Annotated in this window: 21 protein-coding genes; 14 read left to right on the forward strand and 7 right to left on the reverse strand. The window is 63.6% G+C overall.

Annotation, left to right across the window (positions count from 1 at the left end; translation table 11 throughout):
* Positions 1–71: 71 nt before the first annotated feature.
* A complete protein-coding gene (locus ACP7DD_RS14535) occupies positions 72–2,252 on the reverse strand; it encodes a TonB-dependent receptor (protein WP_426175534.1) in 2,181 nt (726 codons plus the stop codon).
* A gap of 111 nt (positions 2,253–2,363) precedes the next feature.
* Here ACP7DD_RS14535 and ACP7DD_RS14540 point away from each other — a divergent pair, with 111 nt between their 5' ends.
* The 4 genes from ACP7DD_RS14540 to ACP7DD_RS14555 all read left to right on the forward strand — a co-directional run bounded on the left by ACP7DD_RS14540 (position 2,364) and on the right by ACP7DD_RS14555 (position 5,205).
* On the forward strand, positions 2,364–3,503 hold the full coding sequence (locus tag ACP7DD_RS14540) for a PepSY-associated TM helix domain-containing protein (RefSeq protein ID WP_426175535.1): 1,140 nt from the start codon (positions 2,364–2,366) through the stop codon (positions 3,501–3,503).
* On the forward strand, positions 3,500–3,673 hold the full coding sequence (locus ACP7DD_RS14545; RefSeq protein WP_426175536.1) for a hypothetical protein: 174 nt from the start codon (positions 3,500–3,502) through the stop codon (positions 3,671–3,673). Before ACP7DD_RS14540 ends, ACP7DD_RS14545 begins: the two co-directional genes overlap by 4 nt.
* 160 nt (positions 3,674–3,833) lie before the next feature.
* Positions 3,834–4,256 carry an NfeD family protein gene (locus ACP7DD_RS14550; protein ID WP_426175537.1) on the forward strand — a complete coding sequence of 141 codons (423 nt, stop codon included), beginning with the start codon at positions 3,834–3,836 and terminating at the stop codon, positions 4,254–4,256.
* 28 nt (positions 4,257–4,284) lie between these two features.
* Positions 4,285–5,205, forward strand: coding sequence for an SPFH domain-containing protein (locus tag ACP7DD_RS14555; RefSeq protein ID WP_426175538.1), 921 nt, complete (start codon positions 4,285–4,287; stop codon positions 5,203–5,205).
* 18 nt (positions 5,206–5,223) lie between these two features.
* On the opposite strand, the gene ACP7DD_RS14560 is transcribed toward ACP7DD_RS14555, so the two are convergent.
* The gene (locus ACP7DD_RS14560) at positions 5,224–5,592 is read right to left on the reverse strand and encodes a D-Ala-D-Ala carboxypeptidase family metallohydrolase (protein ID WP_426175539.1); all 369 of its coding nucleotides are present in this window, start codon (positions 5,590–5,592) and stop codon (positions 5,224–5,226) included.
* Between ACP7DD_RS14560 and ACP7DD_RS14565 the strand changes: the two genes are divergently transcribed.
* From ACP7DD_RS14565 to ACP7DD_RS14580, 4 genes are all read left to right on the forward strand, one after another.
* A complete protein-coding gene (locus tag ACP7DD_RS14565) occupies positions 5,591–5,860 on the forward strand; it encodes a hypothetical protein (protein ID WP_426175540.1) in 270 nt (89 codons plus the stop codon). The two genes, ACP7DD_RS14560 and ACP7DD_RS14565, sit on opposite strands and share 2 nt — an antisense overlap.
* A gap of 134 nt (positions 5,861–5,994) precedes the next feature.
* Positions 5,995–6,795: an SDR family oxidoreductase gene (locus ACP7DD_RS14570; RefSeq protein ID WP_426175562.1), complete on the forward strand. Its 801-nt coding sequence runs from the start codon at positions 5,995–5,997 to the stop codon at positions 6,793–6,795.
* A gap of 115 nt (positions 6,796–6,910) precedes the next feature.
* A complete protein-coding gene (gene lepB / locus ACP7DD_RS14575; RefSeq protein WP_426175541.1) occupies positions 6,911–7,579 on the forward strand; it encodes a signal peptidase I in 669 nt (222 codons plus the stop codon).
* Positions 7,580–7,668: 89 nt separating this feature from the next.
* Positions 7,669–8,868, forward strand: coding sequence for a multidrug effflux MFS transporter (locus tag ACP7DD_RS14580; protein WP_426175542.1), 1,200 nt, complete (start codon positions 7,669–7,671; stop codon positions 8,866–8,868).
* Here ACP7DD_RS14580 and smpB read toward each other — a convergent pair.
* Positions 8,861–9,310 carry an SsrA-binding protein SmpB gene (smpB, locus tag ACP7DD_RS14585; protein ID WP_426175543.1) on the reverse strand — a complete coding sequence of 150 codons (450 nt, stop codon included), beginning with the start codon at positions 9,308–9,310 and terminating at the stop codon, positions 8,861–8,863. The genes ACP7DD_RS14580 and smpB overlap by 8 nt on opposite strands.
* 97 nt (positions 9,311–9,407) lie before the next feature.
* Here smpB and ACP7DD_RS14590 point away from each other — a divergent pair, with 97 nt between their 5' ends.
* Both ACP7DD_RS14590 and ACP7DD_RS14595 read left to right on the forward strand, forming a co-directional pair.
* Complete coding sequence (locus tag ACP7DD_RS14590; protein WP_426175544.1) at positions 9,408–9,839, forward strand: type II toxin-antitoxin system RatA family toxin; 432 nt, start codon at positions 9,408–9,410, stop codon at positions 9,837–9,839.
* A complete protein-coding gene (locus ACP7DD_RS14595; RefSeq protein ID WP_426175545.1) occupies positions 9,832–10,116 on the forward strand; it encodes an RnfH family protein in 285 nt (94 codons plus the stop codon). Before ACP7DD_RS14590 ends, ACP7DD_RS14595 begins: the two co-directional genes overlap by 8 nt.
* A gap of 16 nt (positions 10,117–10,132) precedes the next feature.
* Here the strand turns inward: ACP7DD_RS14595 and ACP7DD_RS14600 are convergent, their stop codons facing one another.
* Positions 10,133–10,654, reverse strand: a complete 522-nt coding sequence (locus ACP7DD_RS14600) for a DUF4124 domain-containing protein (protein WP_426175546.1) — start codon at positions 10,652–10,654, stop codon at positions 10,133–10,135.
* A gap of 152 nt (positions 10,655–10,806) precedes the next feature.
* On the opposite strand from ACP7DD_RS14600, the gene guaB reads away from it, so the two are divergent.
* Both guaB and guaA read left to right on the forward strand, forming a co-directional pair.
* Entirely contained in the window at positions 10,807–12,267 is a 1,461-nt protein-coding gene (guaB, locus tag ACP7DD_RS14605; RefSeq protein ID WP_426175547.1) for an IMP dehydrogenase, read from the forward strand.
* Positions 12,268–12,343: 76 nt separating this feature from the next.
* On the forward strand, positions 12,344–13,954 hold the full coding sequence (gene guaA, locus ACP7DD_RS14610; protein WP_426175548.1) for a glutamine-hydrolyzing GMP synthase: 1,611 nt from the start codon (positions 12,344–12,346) through the stop codon (positions 13,952–13,954).
* Positions 13,955–14,067: 113 nt separating this feature from the next.
* On the opposite strand, the gene ACP7DD_RS14615 is transcribed toward guaA, so the two are convergent.
* The 3 genes from ACP7DD_RS14615 to ACP7DD_RS14625 all read right to left on the reverse strand — a co-directional run bounded on the left by ACP7DD_RS14615 (position 14,068) and on the right by ACP7DD_RS14625 (position 16,286).
* The gene (locus ACP7DD_RS14615) at positions 14,068–15,021 is read right to left on the reverse strand and encodes an IS1595 family transposase (RefSeq protein WP_426175549.1); all 954 of its coding nucleotides are present in this window, start codon (positions 15,019–15,021) and stop codon (positions 14,068–14,070) included.
* A 77-nt stretch (positions 15,022–15,098) separates the two neighbouring features.
* A complete protein-coding gene (locus tag ACP7DD_RS14620; protein WP_426175550.1) occupies positions 15,099–15,536 on the reverse strand; it encodes a hypothetical protein in 438 nt (145 codons plus the stop codon).
* Between the two features lie 75 nt (positions 15,537–15,611).
* Positions 15,612–16,286 (reverse strand): PIN domain-containing protein, encoded by a 675-nt coding sequence (locus ACP7DD_RS14625; RefSeq protein ID WP_426175551.1) that lies wholly within the window; start codon positions 16,284–16,286, stop codon positions 15,612–15,614.
* A 402-nt stretch (positions 16,287–16,688) separates the two neighbouring features.
* Between ACP7DD_RS14625 and ACP7DD_RS14630 the strand changes: the two genes are divergently transcribed.
* Complete coding sequence (locus ACP7DD_RS14630; protein ID WP_426175552.1) at positions 16,689–20,708, forward strand: Pls/PosA family non-ribosomal peptide synthetase; 4,020 nt, start codon at positions 16,689–16,691, stop codon at positions 20,706–20,708.
* Positions 20,708–21,280 carry a 4'-phosphopantetheinyl transferase family protein gene (locus ACP7DD_RS14635; RefSeq protein WP_426175553.1) on the forward strand — a complete coding sequence of 191 codons (573 nt, stop codon included), beginning with the start codon at positions 20,708–20,710 and terminating at the stop codon, positions 21,278–21,280. Before ACP7DD_RS14630 ends, ACP7DD_RS14635 begins: the two co-directional genes overlap by 1 nt.
* Positions 21,281–21,496: the final 216 nt, after the last annotated feature.

Consider the following 21,496-nt stretch of genomic DNA (forward strand, 5'->3'; position numbering starts at 1 on the left):
CGGCGACGTAAAAAAAACCCGCTGCCGGCAAAGGCAGCGGGTTTTTTTTGACCTGAGAATATGCGCGGCGCCTAGAACTCGGTGCTGGCAGAAACGACCAGGGTGCGCGGCGCGCCCAGCACCAGGTAACCGGCGCCCGGATAACCGCCGGCCGACGCCCAGTAGTTCTTGTCGGCGGCGTTGTCGAGGCGCGCGCGCAAGGTGACGGCGCGCCCGACCAGGCGGGTAACGTAGCTGGCGCCGAGATCGAGCCGGGTCCATGACGGCAGCTTCTGCAGGTTGGCGCCATCGGCGAACTGGCCGGAGGTGTAGAGCGTGCGCGCGGTCAGGGTCAGGCCCGGAACAGCGGCGATATCGAATTCCGCGCCGAGGTTAAGCTGGGTGTCGGGCACGCCGATCACGTCCTTGCCCTGGTTGATGGCGCCGGCGGTGACGCGCTGCTCGGCGTCGAGCAAGGTCAGGCCGCCCAGCACGCGGATGCCGCGCAGCGGCGTGCCGAAGGCGGACAGTTCAAGGCCGCGGTTGCGCTGTTCGCCGAACACGCCAAAACGCCGGTTCAGCACATACGCCGACGGCTGGGTGGTGGTAAATAAGGCCGCGCTCATGCCGACCTTGCCGGCGTCGACCTTGACGCCGAATTCCTTTTGCCGCGAGGTGTACGGGGCGAACGTTTCGCCCGTGTTGTCGATGTCGGTGCCGGAAGCGACCGCGCCTTGCTGGAGGCCTTCGCTGTAGTTGGCGTACACCGACACGCCCGGCATCGGCTTTACCACCACCCCGGCCACCGGCGTGACGGCGTCGCTGTCGTAGCGCGCGTTCTCGGCGCCGCTGGTGTAGTCGTAGCTGAAGTCCTTGATGCGCTGGTGGCGCGCGCCCACCGTCAGCAGCACCTTGTCGCCGGCAAAGGAGATCGTATCGGCTACCGCATAACTGGACAAGATGGTGTTGCGCGTGACCTGCGGCGCACGCAAGCTGCCGCCGGCAAAAAAGTCGGCGGCCGGCGCGGCGACGTCGACGGGAGCGTAGATGCTGGTTTTAAAGCCGGTAATGAAGTCGCTGAGCGCATACGCGTTGCGCGACTTCTGCGACAAGCCGGAAGCGGTGGCGCTCAGCGTGTGCTTGACCGCGCCGGTGCGGACGGCGCCGCGGATGCCGACTTCGCCGGTGCGCACCTGGTCTTCGCGCACGTTGTCGAAGCGGTACATGACGGCGTCGCCGTTGACCCCCGCCAGGGTAGGCGAGGCCAGGATGTTCGACTCGTCGCCCGAGCGCGTGCCCAGCGCGGCCCACGCCACCACGTCCGGCGCCACGTCAAGTTCGCCGCGCAGCGTGGCGAAGGTGTCGCGCTCGTCGGAGCGGGTCCAGCGCTGCGCCCAGCTGCGGTGCGCGTCCGGGGCGGCAGGCAGCGCCAGGCCGGCGCCCGGCGTCACGCTCGGGCGCGGTCTGCCCAGCTGGTGATCCTGATAGCCGACATCGGCCGACAGGCGGTAGTTGCGGGCGCGGTGATCGAGCCCGATTGACAATACGGTCAAGCCGCGCTGTTCGCGATCGACGCCGGTGTCGCCGCTGCGCCGAACAGCGTTGATGCGCACGCCGTTTTGCTCATTCGGGCCGAAGCGGCGGCCGATGTCGGCGGCGGCGTACCGCTGGCCGCCGCTTTCGGTGCCCAGCGTGAACTGGGTCAGCGGCGTATTCGCCGCGCGCTTGGGCACCAGGTTGATGGTGCCGCCGATGCCGCCGCCGCCCGGAGCGGCGCCGTTGAGGAAACTGCTGGCGCCGCGCAGCACTTCCACGCGCTCGAGCAGTTCAGAGGCGACGAACTGGCGCGGCAGCAGGCCGTACAAACCGTTGTAGGCCAGGTCGTCTGAGTTGACGGCAAAGCCGCGGATCACATACAGCTCCTGGTAGTTGCCGAAGCCGCGCGCCACCCGTACCGACGGGTCGTTCTGCAGCACGTCGGCCACGCTGCGCGCCTGCTGGTCCTGGATCAGCGCCTGGGTGTAGTTGGTGCTGTTGAACGGCATGTCCATCACGTCGACATTACCGAGCAGGCCGAGGCGACCGCCGCGCGCCACCTGGCCGCCGGCGTAGGACCTCGGCAGGCCTTGCGCCGAGGCGTCCGCCGAAGCGCTGATGACGACGGTGGCGATCGGGCCGGATTGTTCGGTGACGACCTGGGCCTGGGCGGCGGCGCTGGCGAGCAGCATGGCGGCCAGCGCGAATGGGGAGAGGGGGAAGCGGGCAGGGTGCATGATCGGTCTTGGTGGGATGAGAATGATTATCATTATGCCCAGCGACCTTGCGTTTGTAAATGAGAACCATTATTATTTGCATTTTCGATCTTGTTCCGGCACTTTCACAACATGACTCCCGTTACCGTCCGCCGCTGGGCCTGGATCCACAAGTGGAGCAGCCTGGTGTGCACGCTGTTCATGCTGCTGCTGTGCCTGACGGGCCTGCCGCTGATCTATCACCACGAGATCAGCCACCTGCTGGGTAACGACGTCGAGGCGCCGGTCATGGCGCCAGGCACGCCGAAGGCCGATCTCGACCGCGTGATCGCAGCCGGCCGCGCGATGTATCCCGACAAGATGATGATGTACATGTCGCAGGAAGCCGACGAGCCCGATATCTGGAACCTGACGCTGGGCGACACCCCGACCGATGAAAACTACAAGCCGATCGCGGTCGACGCGCGCACCGCGCAAGTGCTCGCCGAGCCGGCTTTCGAAGGCGGCGGCTTCATGTCGATGATGTTTCACCTGCACGTCGACCTGTACGCCGGCATCTGGGGCAAGCTGTTTCTCGGCGCGATGGGCCTGCTGCTGATCGTCGCCATCGTCTCCGGCGTGGTGCTGTACGCGCCGTTCATGCGCAAGCTCGAATTCGGCACGGTGCGGCGCGAGCGCACGACGCGCCTGAAATGGCTCGACCTGCACAACCTGCTCGGTATCGTCACGCTGGTGTGGGCGCTGGTGGTGGGCGCCACCGGCATGATCAACACCTGGGCCGAACTGCTGCTCGACGTGTGGAAGAGCACCGAACTGGCCGAGATGGTCAAGCCGTACCAGGGCGCGGCGGCGGCGCCGGCCAGCGCGCCGGTGCGGCAGGCGGTGGCGCATGCCGAAGCGGCCGAGCCGGGCATGAAGGTCGCCTTCGTGGCCTTTCCCGGCACGCCGTTTACCAGCACCCACCACTACGGCGTGTTCATGCGCGGCGAGTCGGCACTGACCTCGCGCCTGTATCAGCCGGTGCTGGTCGACGCGCAGAGCGGGCAGGTGACCGACCGGCGCCGCTTGCCGTGGTATCTGAGCGCGCTGTTCCTCTCGCAGCCGCTGCATTTCGGCGACTACGGCGGCGCATGGATGAAGTTCTTGTGGGCGCTGCTCGACATCGCCACCATCATCGTGCTTGGCAGCGGCGTGTATCTGTGGCTGCGGCGCGGCGCCACGGCCGGCAAGGCCACGCGCGCCGCGGCCGGCTCCGGCGTTGAGGCGCTGTGAGGCGCCGCTTCATCGCGTTGTGGGGCGCGCCGCTGCTGCTGGGGATGCTGACCGCGCTCGGCCTGGTGGCGGCGTTGCTGGGCGACGGCATGTGGGACACCGTGTCGGCGCTCGCGCTGGGCGCGCCGGTACTGGCGGGCGCCTGGTTCGGGCTGCGCCGCCGGGGTTGACTCTTTGCTAAAACCGGATAGACTGCTGCTATCGAACAGAAGGACAGAACAGCCATAGATACCTATCTCATCGCCGCACAAACCCTCGTCGCCCATCATGGGCCTCGGGGGTTTTTGTTTTTTGAATTACTGAAGTCGACTACTCGTGCAAGGAACTGATATGGCCGATTGGATTTACTGGCTGGTGGCAGCGGGCGTGCTGGTGTTGTTCGAACTGTTCACCGGCACGTTCTACCTCTTGATGATCGCCATCGGCGTGGGCTTCGGCGCGCTGGCCGCGCTGATGGGTTTGAGCCTGCCGGCGCAGACCATCGCCGCCGCCGTGGTCGGCCTGGTCGCCACCGGGCTGCTGCACCGCAGCCGCTTTGGCCGGCCGGCGCGCGGCGACCCGGCGCGCGACCGCAATGTCAACATCGACATCGGCCAGCACCTCACGGTCGAGGCCTGGCGCGACGGCAAGGCGCGCGTCATGTACCGCGGCGCCTTGTGGGACGTCGAGCTGGCGCCGGGTGCGCAGTCGCAGGCAGGCGTTTTCAAGATCGTCGAAGTGCAGGGCAGCCGGCTGATCGTCGCCGGCGCGTAAGTACCATCATCTAATCAAAAGGCTCAACATGGAATTCAATTTCGGAACTGTGGCGCTGGTGCTGTTCGTCGTCGCGATGGTGTTTGTGTTCAAGACCATCAACGTGGTGCCGCAGCAGCACGCCTGGGTGGTCGAGCGGCTCGGCAAATACCACGCGACGCTGGCGCCTGGCCTGAACATCGTGGTGCCGTTCATCGACCGCGTGGCGTACAAGCATATTCTCAAGGAGATCCCGCTCGACGTGCCGCCACAGGTCTGCATCACCAAGGACAATACGCAGCTGCAGGTCGACGGCATCCTGTACTTTCAGGTCACCGACGCGATGCGCGCCTCGTACGGATCGTCGAACTACATCGCAGCGATATCGCAGCTGGCGCAGACGACGCTGCGTTCGGTGATCGGCAAGATGGAGCTCGACAAGACGTTCGAGGAGCGCGACCACATCAACACCACGATCGTCAACGCGATCGACGAATCGGCCGCCAACTGGGGCGTGAAAGTGCTGCGTTACGAGATCAAGGACCTGACGCCGCCCAAAGAGATCCTGCACGCGATGCAGGCGCAGATCACCGCCGAGCGCGAAAAACGCGCGCTGATTGCCGCCTCTGAAGGGCGCAAGCAGGAGCAGATCAACATCGCCGACGGCGAGCGCGCCGCGCAGATCGCCCGTTCCGAAGGTGAGAAGCAGGCGCAGATCAACCGCGCCCAGGGCCAGGCATCGGCGATCATTGCACTGGCCGACGCCAGCGCCACGGCGCTGCGCCAGATCGGCGCGGCCATCAGCGAGCCGGGTGGACAGGAAGCGGTCAATCTGCGCGTGGCGGAGAAGTACGTCGACGCGTTCGCCAACCTGGCCAAGACCAACAACTCGATCATCGTGCCGGCCAACCTTGGCGAGATGAGCGGGCTCATTGCCAGCGCCATGCAGATCGTCAAAACCCAAAAATGACGGTTGCGCGGCCGCCGGTCACGGCCGCAACAAGATGCCGGGATAGTACTTTCTGGAGCCCTTGAATTTGGTGCGTTCGTCATCCCGGTTGTCGCCTTTGAACGAACAGTGCACCCAACCCGATGATTTAATCCCGGGTATGAAGTTCTCCAGCATCAGCTGGTCGTCATCGATATTCTCTTTCATCCAGGACGCCACCTCGTAGACGGAAAAGCCGCTGACGTGAAAATCAACGGCTTCGCCCTTGCAATGCTGGGACGATTCGCTGCCGCCGACCGCGGTGTTGACCGCGCGGCATCGATAACCGCTATGGACGACAATCGCTCGCTGGAAATGCGCTCGCACCGGCTCCAGCACGTTGCGGCAAAGCGAACGCAGGTTCGCCATGACGACGGGCGAATCGGGCGCATTCGCAATCTTGCAGGAAGTGCGCGCGCCCGGGCAAGAATGTCAGTTCTGGCCGGCGGCAATCCCCGGCGTGACGCGCCCATTGCCCCAGCATGAAATGGGCGGACGCTTCCGTGCATGCAGCCGCAGTGCTGAAGGCGAACAGCGAGCCGACGAACGCAGCGACGGCGAAAGGCTTGCTCATCTCGTCCCCTGGGAAGTGATATGCCAGCTGAAATCATGCGCGCCAGGCGCGGCGTTTGGCTGATGTGTGAGGTCGCACAATGCCCATGCCCGAACTTTATCAATACCAAGGATTCTTGATGGGCAATAAATTACGCGGAGCATGGTAATCTCGCCCGTGTCAATCTGTTGGTCAACCGAGGAGCAGCAATGGCGGCATTGAAAGTCATAGTCATCACCGGCAGTTCGGACGGCATCGGCGCGGCGATGGCGCGCCAGCTGGCCGCCGGCGGTGGCGTGGCACTGGTACTCGCCGCGCGCAATCGCGCCGCGCTGGAAACGGTGGCCGGCGCATGCAGCGCGCTCGGCGCGCAGACACTGGTGGTGCCGACGGACGTCGGTGTGCAGCAGCAGTGCTGCGACCTGGTGGCGCAGGCGGTGGCGCGCTTCGGGCGCATCGATGCGCTGATTAACAACGCCGGCCGTTCGGCCCATGCGCTGTTCGCCGATGTCGATGACCTGGCCTGGTATGAAGAGCTCATGCGCGTCAATTTCTGGGGCAGCGTGTGGTGCACCCACGCCGCGCTGCCGCACCTGTTGGCGTCCGGCGGCAGCATCGTCGCGGTATCGTCGCTGGCAGGGCTGGTCGGCGTGCCGGGACGCACCGCGTATGGCGCTACCAAGTTCGCCATGACCGGCTTTTTCGAAGCGCTGCGGGTCGAATTGAAGGAGGCCGGGGTCAGCGTGACGACCGCGTATCCGGGCGTGGTGGCGACGATGATTCGTCACCACGGCTTCAATGCCGCCGGCGGACAGGCTGGCGTGAGCTCGCTGAAGGAGGAGGGGGCGATGCCGGTCGAGGAGTGTGCGCGACTGATCGTCGACGGCATGGACCGGCGCCGGCGCGAGGTGGTGATGACGGCCAAGGGAAAGATCGGCCGCTTCCTCAAGCTGCTGGCGCCCGGGCTGGTCGACATGCTGGCGCTGGCGGCGGTCAAGGATGATGCAAAGCCGCATTAGCGGTTCACGACGGTGTTGAAATTAACGATCCGATCGTGGCGCCGGCGGGTTATTTAAGCTTGGTTAAAGGAAACCGGCTTATAACGTAGTGACACCAACTGCCGGGAGACGGGACATGCAACGATTCATTCGCGCCAACAAGGGCTTGCTGATGTTCCTCTTCTTGTTCGGTATTTTCCGCACCGCTGTGGCGGACTGGAATCCGATCCCGTCCGGCTCGATGCGGCCCAACCTGCTCGAGGGCGACGTGGTGCTGGTGAACCGTCTCGCGTTCGACCTCAAGGTGCCGCTCACCGACATCATCGTCACGCACCTTGGCGACCCGCAGCGCGGCGACGTCGTCACCTTCAGTTCGCCGAAAGACGGCACGCGCCTGATCAAGCGCGTCATCGGTCTGCCGGGCGACGTGGTGGAAATGCGCGACGAGCAGCTGACCATCAACGGCCAGCCGGCCACGTACTCGCAGCCGATTGAGGCGACCGAGCCGCTCGCCGGCAGCATCATCAGCGCGCTGCAGCTGACCGAAACGGTAGGCGGCGGACAGCGCCGCATCCAGGTCATGCCGCAAGTGGCGGCGATGCGCAATTTTGCGCCGCTGACGATCCCGCCGGGCGAGTACCTGATGCTGGGCGACAACCGCGACAACAGCGCCGACTCGCGCGTCATCGGCCTGGTGCCGCGCGCGCTATTGATCGGCCGCGCCGAGCGGGTGCTGGTGTCGGCCGACATGCTGGGCAACTGGATGCCGCGCACGGAGCGCTTCGGCAAGTCGCTGGCGCGCTGAGCCAGCCTCAGCGGAAAGAGGGCCGATACGGTAAAATTCGCGTCCGGTTGTTCGCATGTGCGGCGCCAATTTTTTTTAGGCACTGACGCATGCAGCGAATGTTGACCGTAATGCTTGCTTTTCTCGGCATGGTGGGCGCGCTCGCGATCGACACCTACCTGCCATCGATGCCGGCGATCGGCCGCGAATTCAATGTCGGAGCCGTTGCGGTCCAGCAGACGCTGTCGATCTTCCTGTTCGCCTTCGCCTTCATGATGCTGTTCTACGGCACGCTGTCCGATTCGCTCGGCCGCCGCCCGGTGATCATGGTCGCGCTGGTGGTCTACACGCTGGCCTCGATCGGCGCGGCGCTGGCGCCGAGCTTTGGCTGGCTGCTGGTGTGCCGCGCGCTGCAGGGCCTGTCGGCCGGCTCCGGCTCGGTGATCGGCGCGGCCATCGTGCAGGACCGCTTTTCCGGACCGCAAGCACAGAAGATGATGTCGCACATTATGATGGTGTTCGGCCTGGCGCCGGCCATCGCGCCTGTTCTTGGCGGCTGGCTGCACGTGCACTTCGGCTGGCGCTCGACATTCTGGTTCCTGGCCGGCTTCGGCGCGCTGATGGTGCTGCTGGCCTGGCGCGCGTTGCCGGAAAGCTTGCCGAAGGAAAAACGGCACGCGTTCCACCCCGGCGCCATCGCCGCCAATTACCTGATGGTGCTGCGCAACCCGCGCTTCTTGCTGCTGTCGCTGGCGGTCGGCATGGCGTTCGGCGGGCTGTCGCTGTACATCGGCTCGGCGGCCAACTTCGTCATGGAAATTCTGCATTTGCCGGAAACGGCGTTCGGCTGGATGTTCATCCCGCTCATCGGCGGCATGGTGCTGGGCTCGGCGTGGGGCGGCAAGGCGGCCGCCAGGATTGCGCCGACGCGCATGAAGTGGATCGGCTTCGCCGTCATGGCGCTCGGCGCCGGCATGGGCGTGGTCTACAACCTGCTGTTCGTGGCGCAGGTGCCGTGGGCGGTGTTGCCGCTGATGGTGTTTACTTTCGGCCTGGCCGCCGCAATGCCGCCGATTCAGCTGAGCGCGTTTGCGCTGTTTCCGGACAACCGCGGCCTGACGTCGTCGATGCTGTCATTCATCCAGATGATCAGCTTTGCGATTGTCTCGGGCGTGGTGGCGCCGCTACTGTTCGATAGCGCGCTGCACTTGTCGCTGGGGATGATGGGCGGACTGGTGCTCAGCTTTATTTGCTGGCGGCTGAGCGGGTTGGAGCGGTTTGCGGCCAAACCGGCCGCTGGTACTACCTGACGTTCGTCTTCATCGCCGCGGCAACTTCGCGCTTGCCGTCGCGTTCTTTCTCGCTGGCGCGCTTGTCGTGTTGCTTCTTGCCCTTGGCCAGGCCGATCTCGCACTTGATGCGGCCGCCTTTGAAGTGCAGGTTCAGCGGTACCAGCGTGAAGCCGGAACGCTCCACTTTGCCGATCAGCTTGTCCATCTCGGCGCGGTGCAGCAGCAGCTTGCGCGTGCGCACCGCATCCGGGTGGGTGAACGCGGACGCTGTCGCCAGCGCGCTGACGTGGGCGCCAAACAGGTACAGCTCGTCGCCGCGCACGACCACGTACGCTTCCTTGATCTGCACGCGCGATTCGCGGATAGCCTTCACTTCCCATCCCTCGAGCACGATACCGGCTTCGTAGCGGTCCTCGATGAAATAGTCGTGAAAAGCTTTTTTGTTGTCTGCAATACTCATGAATTAGCTAAAATACGCGTGTCGGTTAAACTACTGTGTCGCGCTGCGAACGCGGGACTGATGCAACATATCCAACATCATAGCAAACGGCAGACTCATGGCAGTAGTGCACAAGACAGTTTTTATCGGTTATAGCGCGGAACAGATGTTCGATCTGGTCGCGAAGGTCGAAGATTACCCCAAGTTTTTACCCTGGTGCGGCGGCGTCAAGGTGCTCGAGCGCAGCGAGGAACGGCTTGTCGCTTGCCTCGCGATCAACTTCCACGGCGTAAAGCAAAGTTTCACTACCGCAAACACCAATCAGCGCCCGACCCAGATGACGATGAAACTGGTGGACGGCCCGTTCAAGGTGATGGACGGGGTCTGGACGTTCAAGGCGCTGCGCGCCGACGCCTGCAAGATCGAGTTCGATCTGCGCTACGAGTTTTCCAGCTTGATCCTGGAGCAACTGATTGGGCCCGTCTTCGGCATGATCGCCAACAACATGGTCGACTCGTTCTGCAAGCGCGCCGAAATCGCGTATGGCTGAGATGCTGCCGGTTGCCGTGTGCTATGCCACGCCGACGATGGAACTGTTGCGCGAGTTCGAGGTGGCGCCAGGCACCACCATCGGCGAGGCGCTGACGCAAAGCGGCGTGCTGGACGAACTCGGCATCGGTCTGGACACTTGCCCGGTTGGCATTTTTGCCAAGAAGAAGCAGCTTGACACCGTGCTGCGCGCGCAAGACCGCATCGAAATCTACCGGCCGCTGTTGGCCGATCCGAAGGACAGCCGGCGACGCCGCGCGGTCAAGAAGCACGCCTGACGCCCGGTGTCCACCGCTACTGGCAGCCGGCCACGCCTTTGTCGATTTTAGCCGACTCGACCGCGCGTTGCTGGTCCGTCATGTAACCGCGCTCGCCGTTCTTCTGCTGCACGCCGATGCGTGCGCCCGACTCGAACGTGCGCTTCGACAAGCGCAGCGCTTCGCACTGTTCCGCCTTGGCCAGCTTCGCTTCGCGCTCTTCCTTTTCTTTCAGCTCGACATCGGTCTTTTCCTTCTGGCGCCGGTTGTAATCGGCGTTGCGGTCGGCCGTCGTCGGCGCCGCTTTGGCCTTGGCGGCAGCCGGTGCGGCAACGGCAGGCGTGGCGGCAACGTCGCTCGGCACCAGCACCGGCGGCGCGGTCAGCACGCCGGGCGGCGCTTTCAGGATGTTTTTCAGCCGAATCGATGGCGGCGGAGCGCGGTCGGAAAATTGCTTGATGCCTTTTTCGTCGATCCACATGTATTGCGCCTGCGCCAGCGTGGCAAACGCCATCAGGGCGGTGGCCGCCAGCAGGCGCGCGCGGGAAGTAGTAGTCATTGCAGGTCCAGATCAGTTGCCGTACGTCACTACACCCTGATTCGGTAACGCTGTCAATCCGTATCGTCGGGTTAAGCGGCAAAAAGCGGCCCGGCCCGGACGGCCGGCACGAACTTCTGTATAATTCGCTTTTGCGCCAATAGGAAAATGCTATGCGTCTACTTCAGAAAGCACTCACGTTCGATGATGTGCTGCTCGTTCCGGCTTATTCAAACGTTCTTCCCGCCGACACCTCCCTCAAGACCCGCCTGACCCGCAACATTTCGCTGAACATCCCGCTGCTGTCGGCCGCGATGGATACCGTCACCGAAGCGCGCCTGGCCATTGCAATGGCGCAAGAGGGCGGCATCGGCATCATCCACAAGAACCTGACGCCGAAAGAACAGGCGCGCGAAGTGGCACGCGTCAAGCGTTTCGAGGCCGGCGTGCTGCGCGACCCGATCACCATTCCGCCGGACATGAAGATTCGCGACGTCATCAAGCTCACCGAACAGTACGGCATCAGCGGCTTCCCTGTCGTTGAAGGCAAGACCGTGGTCGGCATCATCACCAACCGCGACTTGCGCTTCGAAGAAGAACTCGACGCCGAAGCGCGCGCCAAGATGACCCCGCGCGAAAAGCTGGTGTACGTCAAGGAAGATGCCGACACGGCCGAAGCGAAGCGCCTGATGAACAAGCACCGCCTCGAGCGCGTGCTGGTCGTCAACGATGAGTTCGAGCTGCGCGGCCTGATCACCGTGAAAGACATCCAGAAGTCCCATGAGCACCCGTTCGCCTCCAAAGATGCGCTCGGCAAGCTGCTGGTCGGCGCCGCGGTCGGCGTCAGCGAGCGCGACGAGGAGCGCATCGACCTCTTGGTCGCCGCCGGCGTCGACGTGCTGGTAGTCGACACCGCCCACGGCCATTCGCAAGGCATCCTCGACCGTGTACGCTGGATCAAGACGCGCCATCCGCAAGTGGACGTTATCGGTGGCAACATCGCCACCGCCGCCGCCGCGCTGGCGCTGGTCGAATACGGCGCCGACGCGGTCAAGGTCGGCATCGGCCCTGGCTCGATCTGCACCACCCGGATCGTTGCCGGCGTCGGCGTGCCGCAGATCACTGCGATCTCGAACGTCGCTGACGCCCTCAAGGGCAGCGGCGTTCCGTGCATCGCCGACGGCGGCATCCGCTTCTCGGGCGACATCTCGAAAGCGCTGGCAGCGGGCGCATCGACCGTCATGATGGGCTCGATGTTCGCCGGCACCGAAGAGGCGCCGGGCGAAGTAATCCTGTACCAGGGCCGCAGCTACAAGTCCTACCGCGGCATGGGCAGCCTCGGTGCGATGGCGGACGGCTCGGCCGACCGCTACTTCCAGGACGCCAACGCCAAGGCCGAGAAGTTCGTGCCGGAAGGCATCGAAGGGCGCGTTGCCTACAAGGGCAGCGTGCTGGCGATCATCTACCAGATGGTCGGCGGCGTGCGCCAGTCGATGGGCTACTGCGGTTGCTCGACGATCGACGAGCTGCGCGAGAAGGCCGAGTTTGTCGAGATCACCTCGGCCGGCATGCGCGAATCGCATGTCCATGACGTGCAGATCACGAAGGAAGCTCCGAACTATCGTTCCGAGTAATTCCAGGACGACGCGGCGACCAGTTCGCCGCGTTTGCTTTTCAAGCATCACCTTTGCCACTACAGACATCTCCCCCATGCATTCAAAAATCCTCATCCTTGATTTCGGTTCCCAGGTCACCCAGCTGATCGCCCGCCGCGTGCGCGACTCCGGCGTCTTTTCGGAAGTGTTTCCGTACGACGTCAGCGACGAATTCGTGCGCAACTACGGCGCCGCCGGCGTGATCCTGTCGGGCAGCCACAGTTCCACGCTGGAAGGCGAATCGCCGCGCGCGCCGCAGGCCGTGTTCGAGCTGGGCGTGCCGGTGCTGGGCATCTGCTACGGCATGCAGACGATGGCCGCGCAGCTGGGCGGCAAGGTCGAAAACGGCCTGGTGCGCGAGTTCGGCTACGCCGAGGTGCGCGCGCGCGGCCATACGGCGCTGCTGAACGGCATCAACGACTTCGTCACCGACGAAGGCCACGGCATGCTGAAAGTATGGATGAGCCACGGCGACAAGGTGCTCGACATGCCGCCGGGATTCAAGCTGATGGGCAGTACGCCAAGCTGCCCGATCGCCGCGATGGCCGATGAAGATCGTCATTTCTACGGCCTGCAGTTCCACCCGGAAGTGACGCACACGGTGCAAGGCAAGGCTGTGCTGGGCCGCTTCGTGCATGAAATCTGCGGCTGCAAATCCGACTGGAACATGCCCGACTACATCACCGAAGCGGTCGACAAAATCCGCGCGCAGGTCGGCGCCGATGAAGTGATCCTTGGCTTGTCCGGCGGCGTCGATTCGAGCGTGGCCGCGGCGCTGATCCACCGCGCCATCGGCGACCAGCTGACGTGCGTGTTCGTCGACCATGGCCTGCTGCGCCTGGACGAAGGCAAGATGGTGATGGACATGTTCGCCAAGAACCTCGGCGTCAAGGTCATCCGCGTCGATGCCGAAGCGCAGTTCCTCGGCCACCTCGAGGGCGTGTCCGATCCGGAAGCCAAGCGCAAGATCATCGGCCGCGAATTCGTCGAAGTGTTCCAGGTCGAAGCGGCCAAGCTGCCGAAGGCGCGCTGGCTGGCGCAGGGCACGATCTATCCTGACGTCATCGAAAGCGCCGGCAAGGGCAAGAAGGGCCAGACCATCAAGAGCCACCACAACGTCGGCGGCCTGCCCGATACGCTGAACCTGAAGCTGCTCGAGCCGCTGCGCGAACTGTTCAAGGACGAAGTGCGCAAGCTCGGCGTTGCGCTCGGCCTGCCGCACGACATGGTGTACCGCCATCCGTTCCCCGGTCCGGGCCTCGGCGTGCGCATTCTCGGCGAAGTGAAGAAGGACTACGCCGACCTGCTGCGTCGCGCCGATGCCATCTTTATCGAGGAACTGCGCAACACCGTATTCGAGGCGCCGCCGATCGTTGGCATCGATTCTGGGGACCTGCCGCGCAACTGGTACGAAGCAACCAGCCAGGCGTTCGCCGTGTTTCTGCCGGTGAAGTCGGTCGGCGTGATGGGCGACGGCCGCACCTACGAGTGGGTGGTGGCGCTGCGCGCGGTGCAGACGCTCGACTTCATGACGGCGCAGTGGGCGCACCTGCCGCACGCGTTGCTGGGCAAGGTGTCGAACCGCATCATCAACGAAGTGCGCGGCATCAATCGCGTGGTCTACGACATTTCGGGCAAGCCGCCAGCGACCATCGAGTGGGAGTAGGGTTGCCAAGTGGCAATAGCTAGTTTACGCAGCTTTTTTAGCAATCACCAACGATTCACCCGTCGCTGAACAGGCCGGGTGCATCGCTGGCGAACTCATTTATTTTTGCCTGATTATGTTCTTTCCTCAGCCTTTCCCAAGATCATCCGTTTGGGACACGGTCTCGTCTGTGCCACCGCGACCGCTAGCCGCGGCACCATGGCGGCCAAATCGGCGCGTCGATTAAAGCGGTATTGGACCTCGGCAAGGTAGCGCCGGGCGTACTTTGCAAACTTGAACGCGTGATGAGTTCCCGACAAGGCCGTTTTAAGGTTGCCCAGCAGGACATTGAGCCATCTGAAGGGCTCGATTTCGGTGCCGGCCTTGCCGCGCGGGGCCAATGCCACCTTATGCGTGTAACCGAGCCGCTCGAGCACTTCAAAACCCAACAGCCCGTCGGACACCACGCAACTGCCCGGCGCCACGGCCAGCCGCGCCCAGAGCGTCAGGGCCGCGAACGAGAAGCCGGCGACCGGATCGAAACGCACTCGCTGCGGACGCCCCTCGCGCATTTCCACGGCCGCGACGAAGGCCACCTTGTTCGACGATCCGCGTCCCGGTCCGCCGCCAGTGCGTTCCCCGCCCAGGTAGGCGTCATCGACACGGACATCGCCTTCCAGTGGGCGATCGGCCTCGCGCTGGGCCATCGCTTCCATCAGCTTGTGCTTGAGCAGCCAGGCGGCCTTCCAGGAAATGCCCAATTGCCGCATCAAAGCCAGCGCTGCGATGTTCGTCTTCGACTGCGTGATCAGGTAGATCGCCAGGAACCACTTCGTCAACGGTAGGTGACCATGCTCCATCACCGTTCCTGAGCGCAGGCTGGTCTGATGCCGACAGGCGCCACACTGCCAGTAACGTCGTCCCTGACGCCTGAATTCGTAAGCGGTTGTATGGCCGCATGGGCAAACAAACCCGTGCGGCCAGCGCGCCTTGATAAATGCGGCTTCGCACTGTTCCTCGGTGCCGTACTCCTTCAGGAATGCTGCCAGGGACAGCCCCTTCTGAAACTGAATTCCGTTGATCGCCATCATCGTCTCCTCAGTAACTCAAACATTCTGAAGATTTGACCCGTAGGGAGCGGTAGAGTTCTGAGAAAAGAACATAATCAGGTATTTTTGAATTTAACGTGGAGCGAACCTCCGATTGGATTAGCGAGTTCGTCTGTATGAATCTCATACGTCAGCGTAGTAGAGCATAATTTTTCTAACTCGCCGAAGTCAAGCCAGACAGGCGGCATTTCTTCTGACTGGCGATGCTTGACCTGATGAACATAGAAGCAAGCTTTGCCTGAATCCACTGTCAGCCTATCCCTAGTCGGATCTCGATCTCGTAGAACGTCGTCAAGCGTTCGAATCCTTGGTGGGGTGAATATAGAATGGTTGATCGACGTCCCTGAGAACCTGTCACGCTTTGTGGGCTGGTTCGGAGCGCTGGGCTGAGCGCCAACATTATCAGCATCCGACAGAACTGCTTGGCCATCGCAGGTAAGAAAAACATCCATTTTCGACGCAGGCGCGGTTCCATCGATGTTGGAAATTTGCAAGTCTACCTGCTTTATTGCAGCGCATCGACGAGCATAGTCATAACAGTCTTTCAGGAAAATTCTGTACTCCTCCAATTATCGATCTACATCGATGTTAAATGCTCGATCATAGCTAGTTGTCAGGCTATGCAAGTTGGAGCCTATCTGCGTGGCTAGAGGATAGCTGCTAAGGTTCGGCATCTCGGTCGCCCCGATATACGGGAATTTCTTTCGAACCTTGTCCATACGTGGCGTAACGAAGTCTAGCTCATCGATAAGACTTTGCTGTTCGATTAGTAATATCGACCCGCCATCCGCAAAGGTCAGTATTGGCCTGGGCTGACGATTGGCATAAGTGGCCAGTTGTTTGCGCAATTCTCGAACTTCAAGTTCTTCGTCTGTTGGGCCATCTGGAAGACGTGCCGATTCCGGCGGTTTCATTACCGTAATTCCACGTGAACGGAACTTCAGGGACAGGCCCAAGTCTGCGGTGATTACAGAAACAGCCAGTTCAGGTTCCGCGCTCGAAAGTTCGATAGCCGCAGCTACTAATCGGTCATCTGGTGTACGCGGGTCTAACCCGTGCGATTTAAAGTCCAGCATCGGTTCGTTAGGCAGGAAGCGCAAAGTAACGCCTTGCCGAATTGAAGGCTGATCAAATGCGCGCGCCAACCAGCTGGCATAGTCACCGGCCCGCTTGCGGAGTTTCTTCGTCTGGTGTTCCGCCTTATGCTTGTCCAGCTCAGCCAGGAACACGGCACAAATGACCAAGTCAACGGATCTGATCCAATCTCAGAAAATGCATCGCTATGTTCGTATCAACAAAAATAGTGCTTTTCAAAGATGGCGTTTTGCCCATGAATAATCCTGTGATTAATATGCCAAAGTTTTAACTAGAAAACATTATGCCATGTGGACCTCAAGCTGGCGTGGCAACGTGCGATCGAAGAGGTTGAGCGGCAGGCCTCCACTCTGAAAGCCTGCGCGGCTGACGGCGATTGGAGATTTCAGGGGCTTTTTTCATGCCCGGGCTGGCCGGATCGCGCAGCGTCGGTGCGCACCTCGTGCGCGCTCGAACGCTGAGCGCACACGGAAAGATTTTCCTCGCGACAGCTTCGAATCGCCGACAATACTGCGATATGTTAGCTGTAATTGCGATGCCCAAAGGATGTCATGAATGAAGAGATAGTCGCGCCGGAAGTTGCTGGCGTTCACGCCGAGATCCTCTACGGCCCTTCCGCCCCTGCGCTGCTGCGCGAAGAAATCCTGGCGGATCTGCTCGAGGCGAGCGCGCGCCGCACTCCCGAGCAGATTGCATTGATTTTTGGCGATACAAAGCTCAGCTATGGGGAGCTGGATCGGCTCGCCGACCTGGCCGCATCACGCCTGATCGACGCCGGCCTGGGCCCCGGCAGCATCGTCGGGCTGTGGATGGAGCGCGGCGTCGACTTGCTGGTGCTGCAGGCCGCCATTGCCAAGGTCGGCGCGGCCTGGCTGCCGGTCGACCAGGACACGCCGGTCGAACGATTGCGCGTTTGCCTCGAAGACGCCGCTGCGGCCGGGGTCGTGACCAGCGCCGCGCTGTCCGGCCAGCTGGCCGGCGCCAAGGTGACCGTGTGGGAGGCGCCGCGGCTGTTGCTACCGGTGGAACCCGGACGCGCCCTGCGCCGGCGCGCCGCCGTCGCCCCCGACAGTCCCGCGTATGTCATCTATACCTCCGGCTCGACGGGCAAGCCCAAAGGTATCGTCATCTCGCAGCGCAGCATCTGCCATTTTCTGCGCAGCGAGAACCAGGTACTGGGCATCGGCGCCGGCGACCGCGTCTATCAGGGCTTTTCGGTTGCCTTCGACATGTCGTTCGAAGAGATCTGGATCGCCTACCTGGTCGGCGCCACGCTGTGGATCGGACCGAAGGAGATTGCGGGCGACCCCGAAACGCTGCCACGCATGCTCGCCGCCAACGGCGTCAGCGTGCTGCACGCGGTGCCGACGCTGCTGGCGCTGTTCAGCCAGGACGTGCCCGGGCTGCGGCTGATCAACCTGGGCGGCGAAAGCTGTCCCGCATCGCTGGTCGAACGCTGGGCCCGGCCCGGGCGCCAGATATTCAATACCTACGGTCCGACCGAGGCCACCGTGTCGGCCAGCGTGGCGCGCCTGGAGCCGGGACGCCCGATCACGATCGGCACGCCGCTTCCCAATTACGGCCTGTTGGTCATCGGCACCGAAGGCCCCGCACTCGCGCTGCAGCCGCGCGGCCAGACCGGCGAACTGTGCATCACCGGGCCCGGGCTCGCGGCCGGCTATCTGGGCCGCCCCGACCTGACGGCGGAAAAATTCCTGCGCAACCCGTGGGCGAGCGGCGTGCACGACGCTTTCCTGTACCGCACCGGCGACCTGGCCCGCATCGATGCGCACGGCCAGGTGCAATGCCTGGGCCGAACCGACGACCAGGTCAAGATCCGCGGCTTTCGCGTGGAGCTGGGCGAGATCGAGGCGGTGCTGGCGCAGCAGCCGCGCGTGGGGACGGTCGCGGTGCTTTTGCGCAACGACGACGGCATCGACCAGCTGGTGGCGTACGTGGTGCCCTCTGGCGCCGGCGACGTCGACGCCCCGCGTCTGCGCCATGCGCTGACCGCGCTGCTGCCGCCCTATATGGTGCCTGGCCGCTACGAACACCTGGCGCTGATGCCGCGCCTGACGTCGGGCAAGATCGATCGCAAGGTACTGCGTGCCATGCCGCTTTCCGCTCCCGCGCCAAACGCCGCCGCCGATTCCGACCTGCCCGAGACCGTCGCCGAGGCCGCTCTTTTTAAGGCGCTGGCGACGCTGTTTCCCGGCATGCCGATCCGGCGCGAAGCCGATTTTTTCAACGACCTGGGCGGGCATTCTTTTTTTGCCGCGCGGCTGGCGTCGGCGTTGCGCGCCGATCCGGCATTTGCCCATGTCACGGTGCGCGACATTTATCAGCAACGCCAGGTCGGGCGCATCGCCGCGGCACTGGCCGAGCCTCACGAGGCGCATCTGGCCCAGGCCGACTGGACGCCGCCGTCCGCCTTCAAGCGCTGGCGCTGCGCGCTGGCGCAGGCGGCGGCGGTGCCGCCGCTGGTGACGCTGCGCATGGCGCAATGGCTGGCCCCTTTCTTCACCTACCATTACTTCACCGGCGAACCCGGCGACTCGGTGGCGCGCGCGATCGCCGCCGCAATCCTTGTGTTCCTGCTCGCCACGCTGATGGAGTTTCTTGTCGCCATCACCGGCAAGTGGCTCATTGCCGGGCGCATGCGGGCCGGTTCCTATCCGCTGTGGGGCTTGACCTATTACCGCTGGTGGCTGGCCGATCGTCTGATTGACGGGGCGCCTGCCTACCTGCTCAGCGGCTCGTCGCTGTACAACTGGTGGCTGCGCGCGCTTGGCGCCAAGGTGGGGCGCTCGGTGATCATCGGCTCGATGACGCTGCGCGCGCCCGACCTGCTGCGCATCGGCGACGGCGCCAGCATCGGTAACGCGGTGAACATCGAAAATGGCCGGGTCGAGCGGGGCCGGCTGGTACTGGGCCCGGTTGAACTGGGCGCCGACACGTGTGTCTCGTCATTCTGCCTTCTCGAAGGAAACACGGCGGTTGGGGTTCTAGGCCATCTGCAGGGCCAGTCGGCGCTCGCCGATGGCGTGACGGTGCCGCCCGCACGCGTGTGGGCCGGCTCGCCCGCCCGCGACGTTGGCCCGTTCGTGCCGGAACTGCCGCCACGTCCGGCGGTGACCGAGCTGCGTCTGGCCGGCGAAGCCTTGTTCTTCATGGTTGGCATGCTGCTGGTCTCGACCCTGTTCTTCATGCCGGTGTTCCCCAGCTTCATACTGATCGACTGGCTTGACGACATCGGCACGCTGCCATGGCTGCCCAGCGGCGCAATGGCCACCGCTCTGGCGCGCTATTTTTTGCTGGCGTTTCCCGCCAGCGCGGTGCTCATCGTCGCCACGCTGCTGGTGTCGGCCGCCATCCGCTGGAGCTTCCTGCCGCGCCTCATGCCGGGCCGCTACCGCATTCACAGTAACGCCTACTGCGCCAAATGGCTGGTCAGCCATATTCAGGAATCGAGCCTCAATGTGCTGCACGGCATTTACGCGACCGTATTCGCCTCGACCTGGTACCGCTTGCTTGGCGCCAAGGTGGGCCGCGACGCCGAGATTTCGACCGCGCTCGGGGTGGTTCCCGACCTGCTCACGTTGGGCGACGAAACCTTTATCGCCGATGGCGTGATGCTGGGAGACGAGCAGATCGACGGCGGCTGGATGACGACCGAGGCGACGGTGGTGTCGCACCGCAGTTTTATCGGCAACGGCAGCTATGTGCCGGACGGCACGATCCTGCCGGAACGGGTGCTGGTGGGTGTGCATACCCATGCGCCGCGCAACGGGCAAATGGCCAGCGGCGACACCTGGCTCGGCTCGCCGCCGATCCACCTGCCGGCGCGCGAAGAAACCAGCGGCTACCCCGAATCGCTGACGTATCGGCCGTCGACGCTGCGCCGGCTGGGCCGCGCGCTGGTCGAATCGTTCAGGATCGTGGCGCCGCACGCGCTGGTCATCGCGGTCGGCTATACGGTGGTGCTCAAGGTCATGCCCATGGCCGGCGCGGGGCGCTGGCGCGAGGTAGCGCTATACCTGTGCATGTCTGGCCTGATCTATTGCGCAGTCAACTTCCTGGTGGTGCTGTCCTTGAAATGGGCGCTGGTGCGGCGCTACCGCAAGCGCGCCGCGCCCATGTGGACCGGCTTTGTCTGGCTCTCCGAAGGCGTGACCAATCTGTACGAGGGGATCGCGGTGCCAAACTTCATGCGCTACCTGCGCGGCACGCCGTGGCTGCCGGTCGCCTTTCGCCTGCTCGGCTGCAAGATCGGCAAAGGGGTCTATCTCGACACCACCGACATCACCGAATTCGACTGCGTGACCATCGGCGACTACAGCGAACTGAACGCGCTGGCCTGTCCGCAAACGCACCTGTTCGAGGACCGCGTGATGAAGATCGACCAGGTCGTCATCGGCGCCAAGGTCTACATGGGGCCGCGCAGCTCTGTGCTCTACCGTGCGGCAGTCGGCGACAACGCCCGCATCGGGCCGCTGACGCTGGTGATGAAGGGCGAGTTCATCCCGCCCGCCACCAGTTGGGCCGGCTGCCCGGCGGCGCTGGTGCGCTGATGGAGAGCGTGATGATCGAGCCGGGCTTGCATGTGGTCAGTCTGATGACCGCTCGTGTGCCGCGACCGCAGGCACGTGTGCAGATTCGCGCCGCGCTGCGCGAGCTGGTCTGTTTGCGGCTGGGAATCAGCGCCGACGAGGTGACGATTCGATCGCTGCCCGGTTGCGCGCCGCAGCTGTTGCTTAACGGGCAGGTGTCGGCGCAGGGCGTGTCGATCACCCATGCGGGCCAGTTCGCCTGCGCCGCGTTCCATTCGCACGGCGCAGTCGGCATCGACGTCATGCAGGTGCAGCAGGTGCCGGACATGGACCGGGTCGCGCTCGACTACCTGGGGCCGGAAGTGCGCGCCATGCTAGCCATCGCCTCGTCGGCGCGGCGCGCCGACATGTTCGCGCACGCGTGGGCCCAGCGCGAGGCGCACCTGAAGTGCCTTGGCCAGGCGCTGGAAGAGTTCAAGCCGCTCCCCGGCAACTGCCGGGTGCATGCACTCACCGTTCCCGACGGCTTTGCCGGCGTGGTGGTGACGCTGCTGCCCGGCCGCGCCGCGGTCCCGGCCGGCGGTTATCATTGACGATCGGGAATGGATTGTCGACTGGCGGCCTCTTCGTTAATGGCTTTTCCATGGCATATTTGATGGCAGTGGACGTGCTAAATCTGCAAAATACCCTTTAACAGGGCGTTGAAAAAGGCATGAATACCTTCGGGTTTTATCGATGATCAGTCGAAATTTATCGATCCAAACCCGCATGCCTCCTGAGAACCAAGTTCTAGCCGCTTTTCAGGGCGA

It is taken from the genome of Massilia sp. TWR1-2-2, from assembly GCF_049897565.1.
Lineage (GTDB): Bacteria > Pseudomonadota > Gammaproteobacteria > Burkholderiales > Burkholderiaceae_D > JAFCUW01.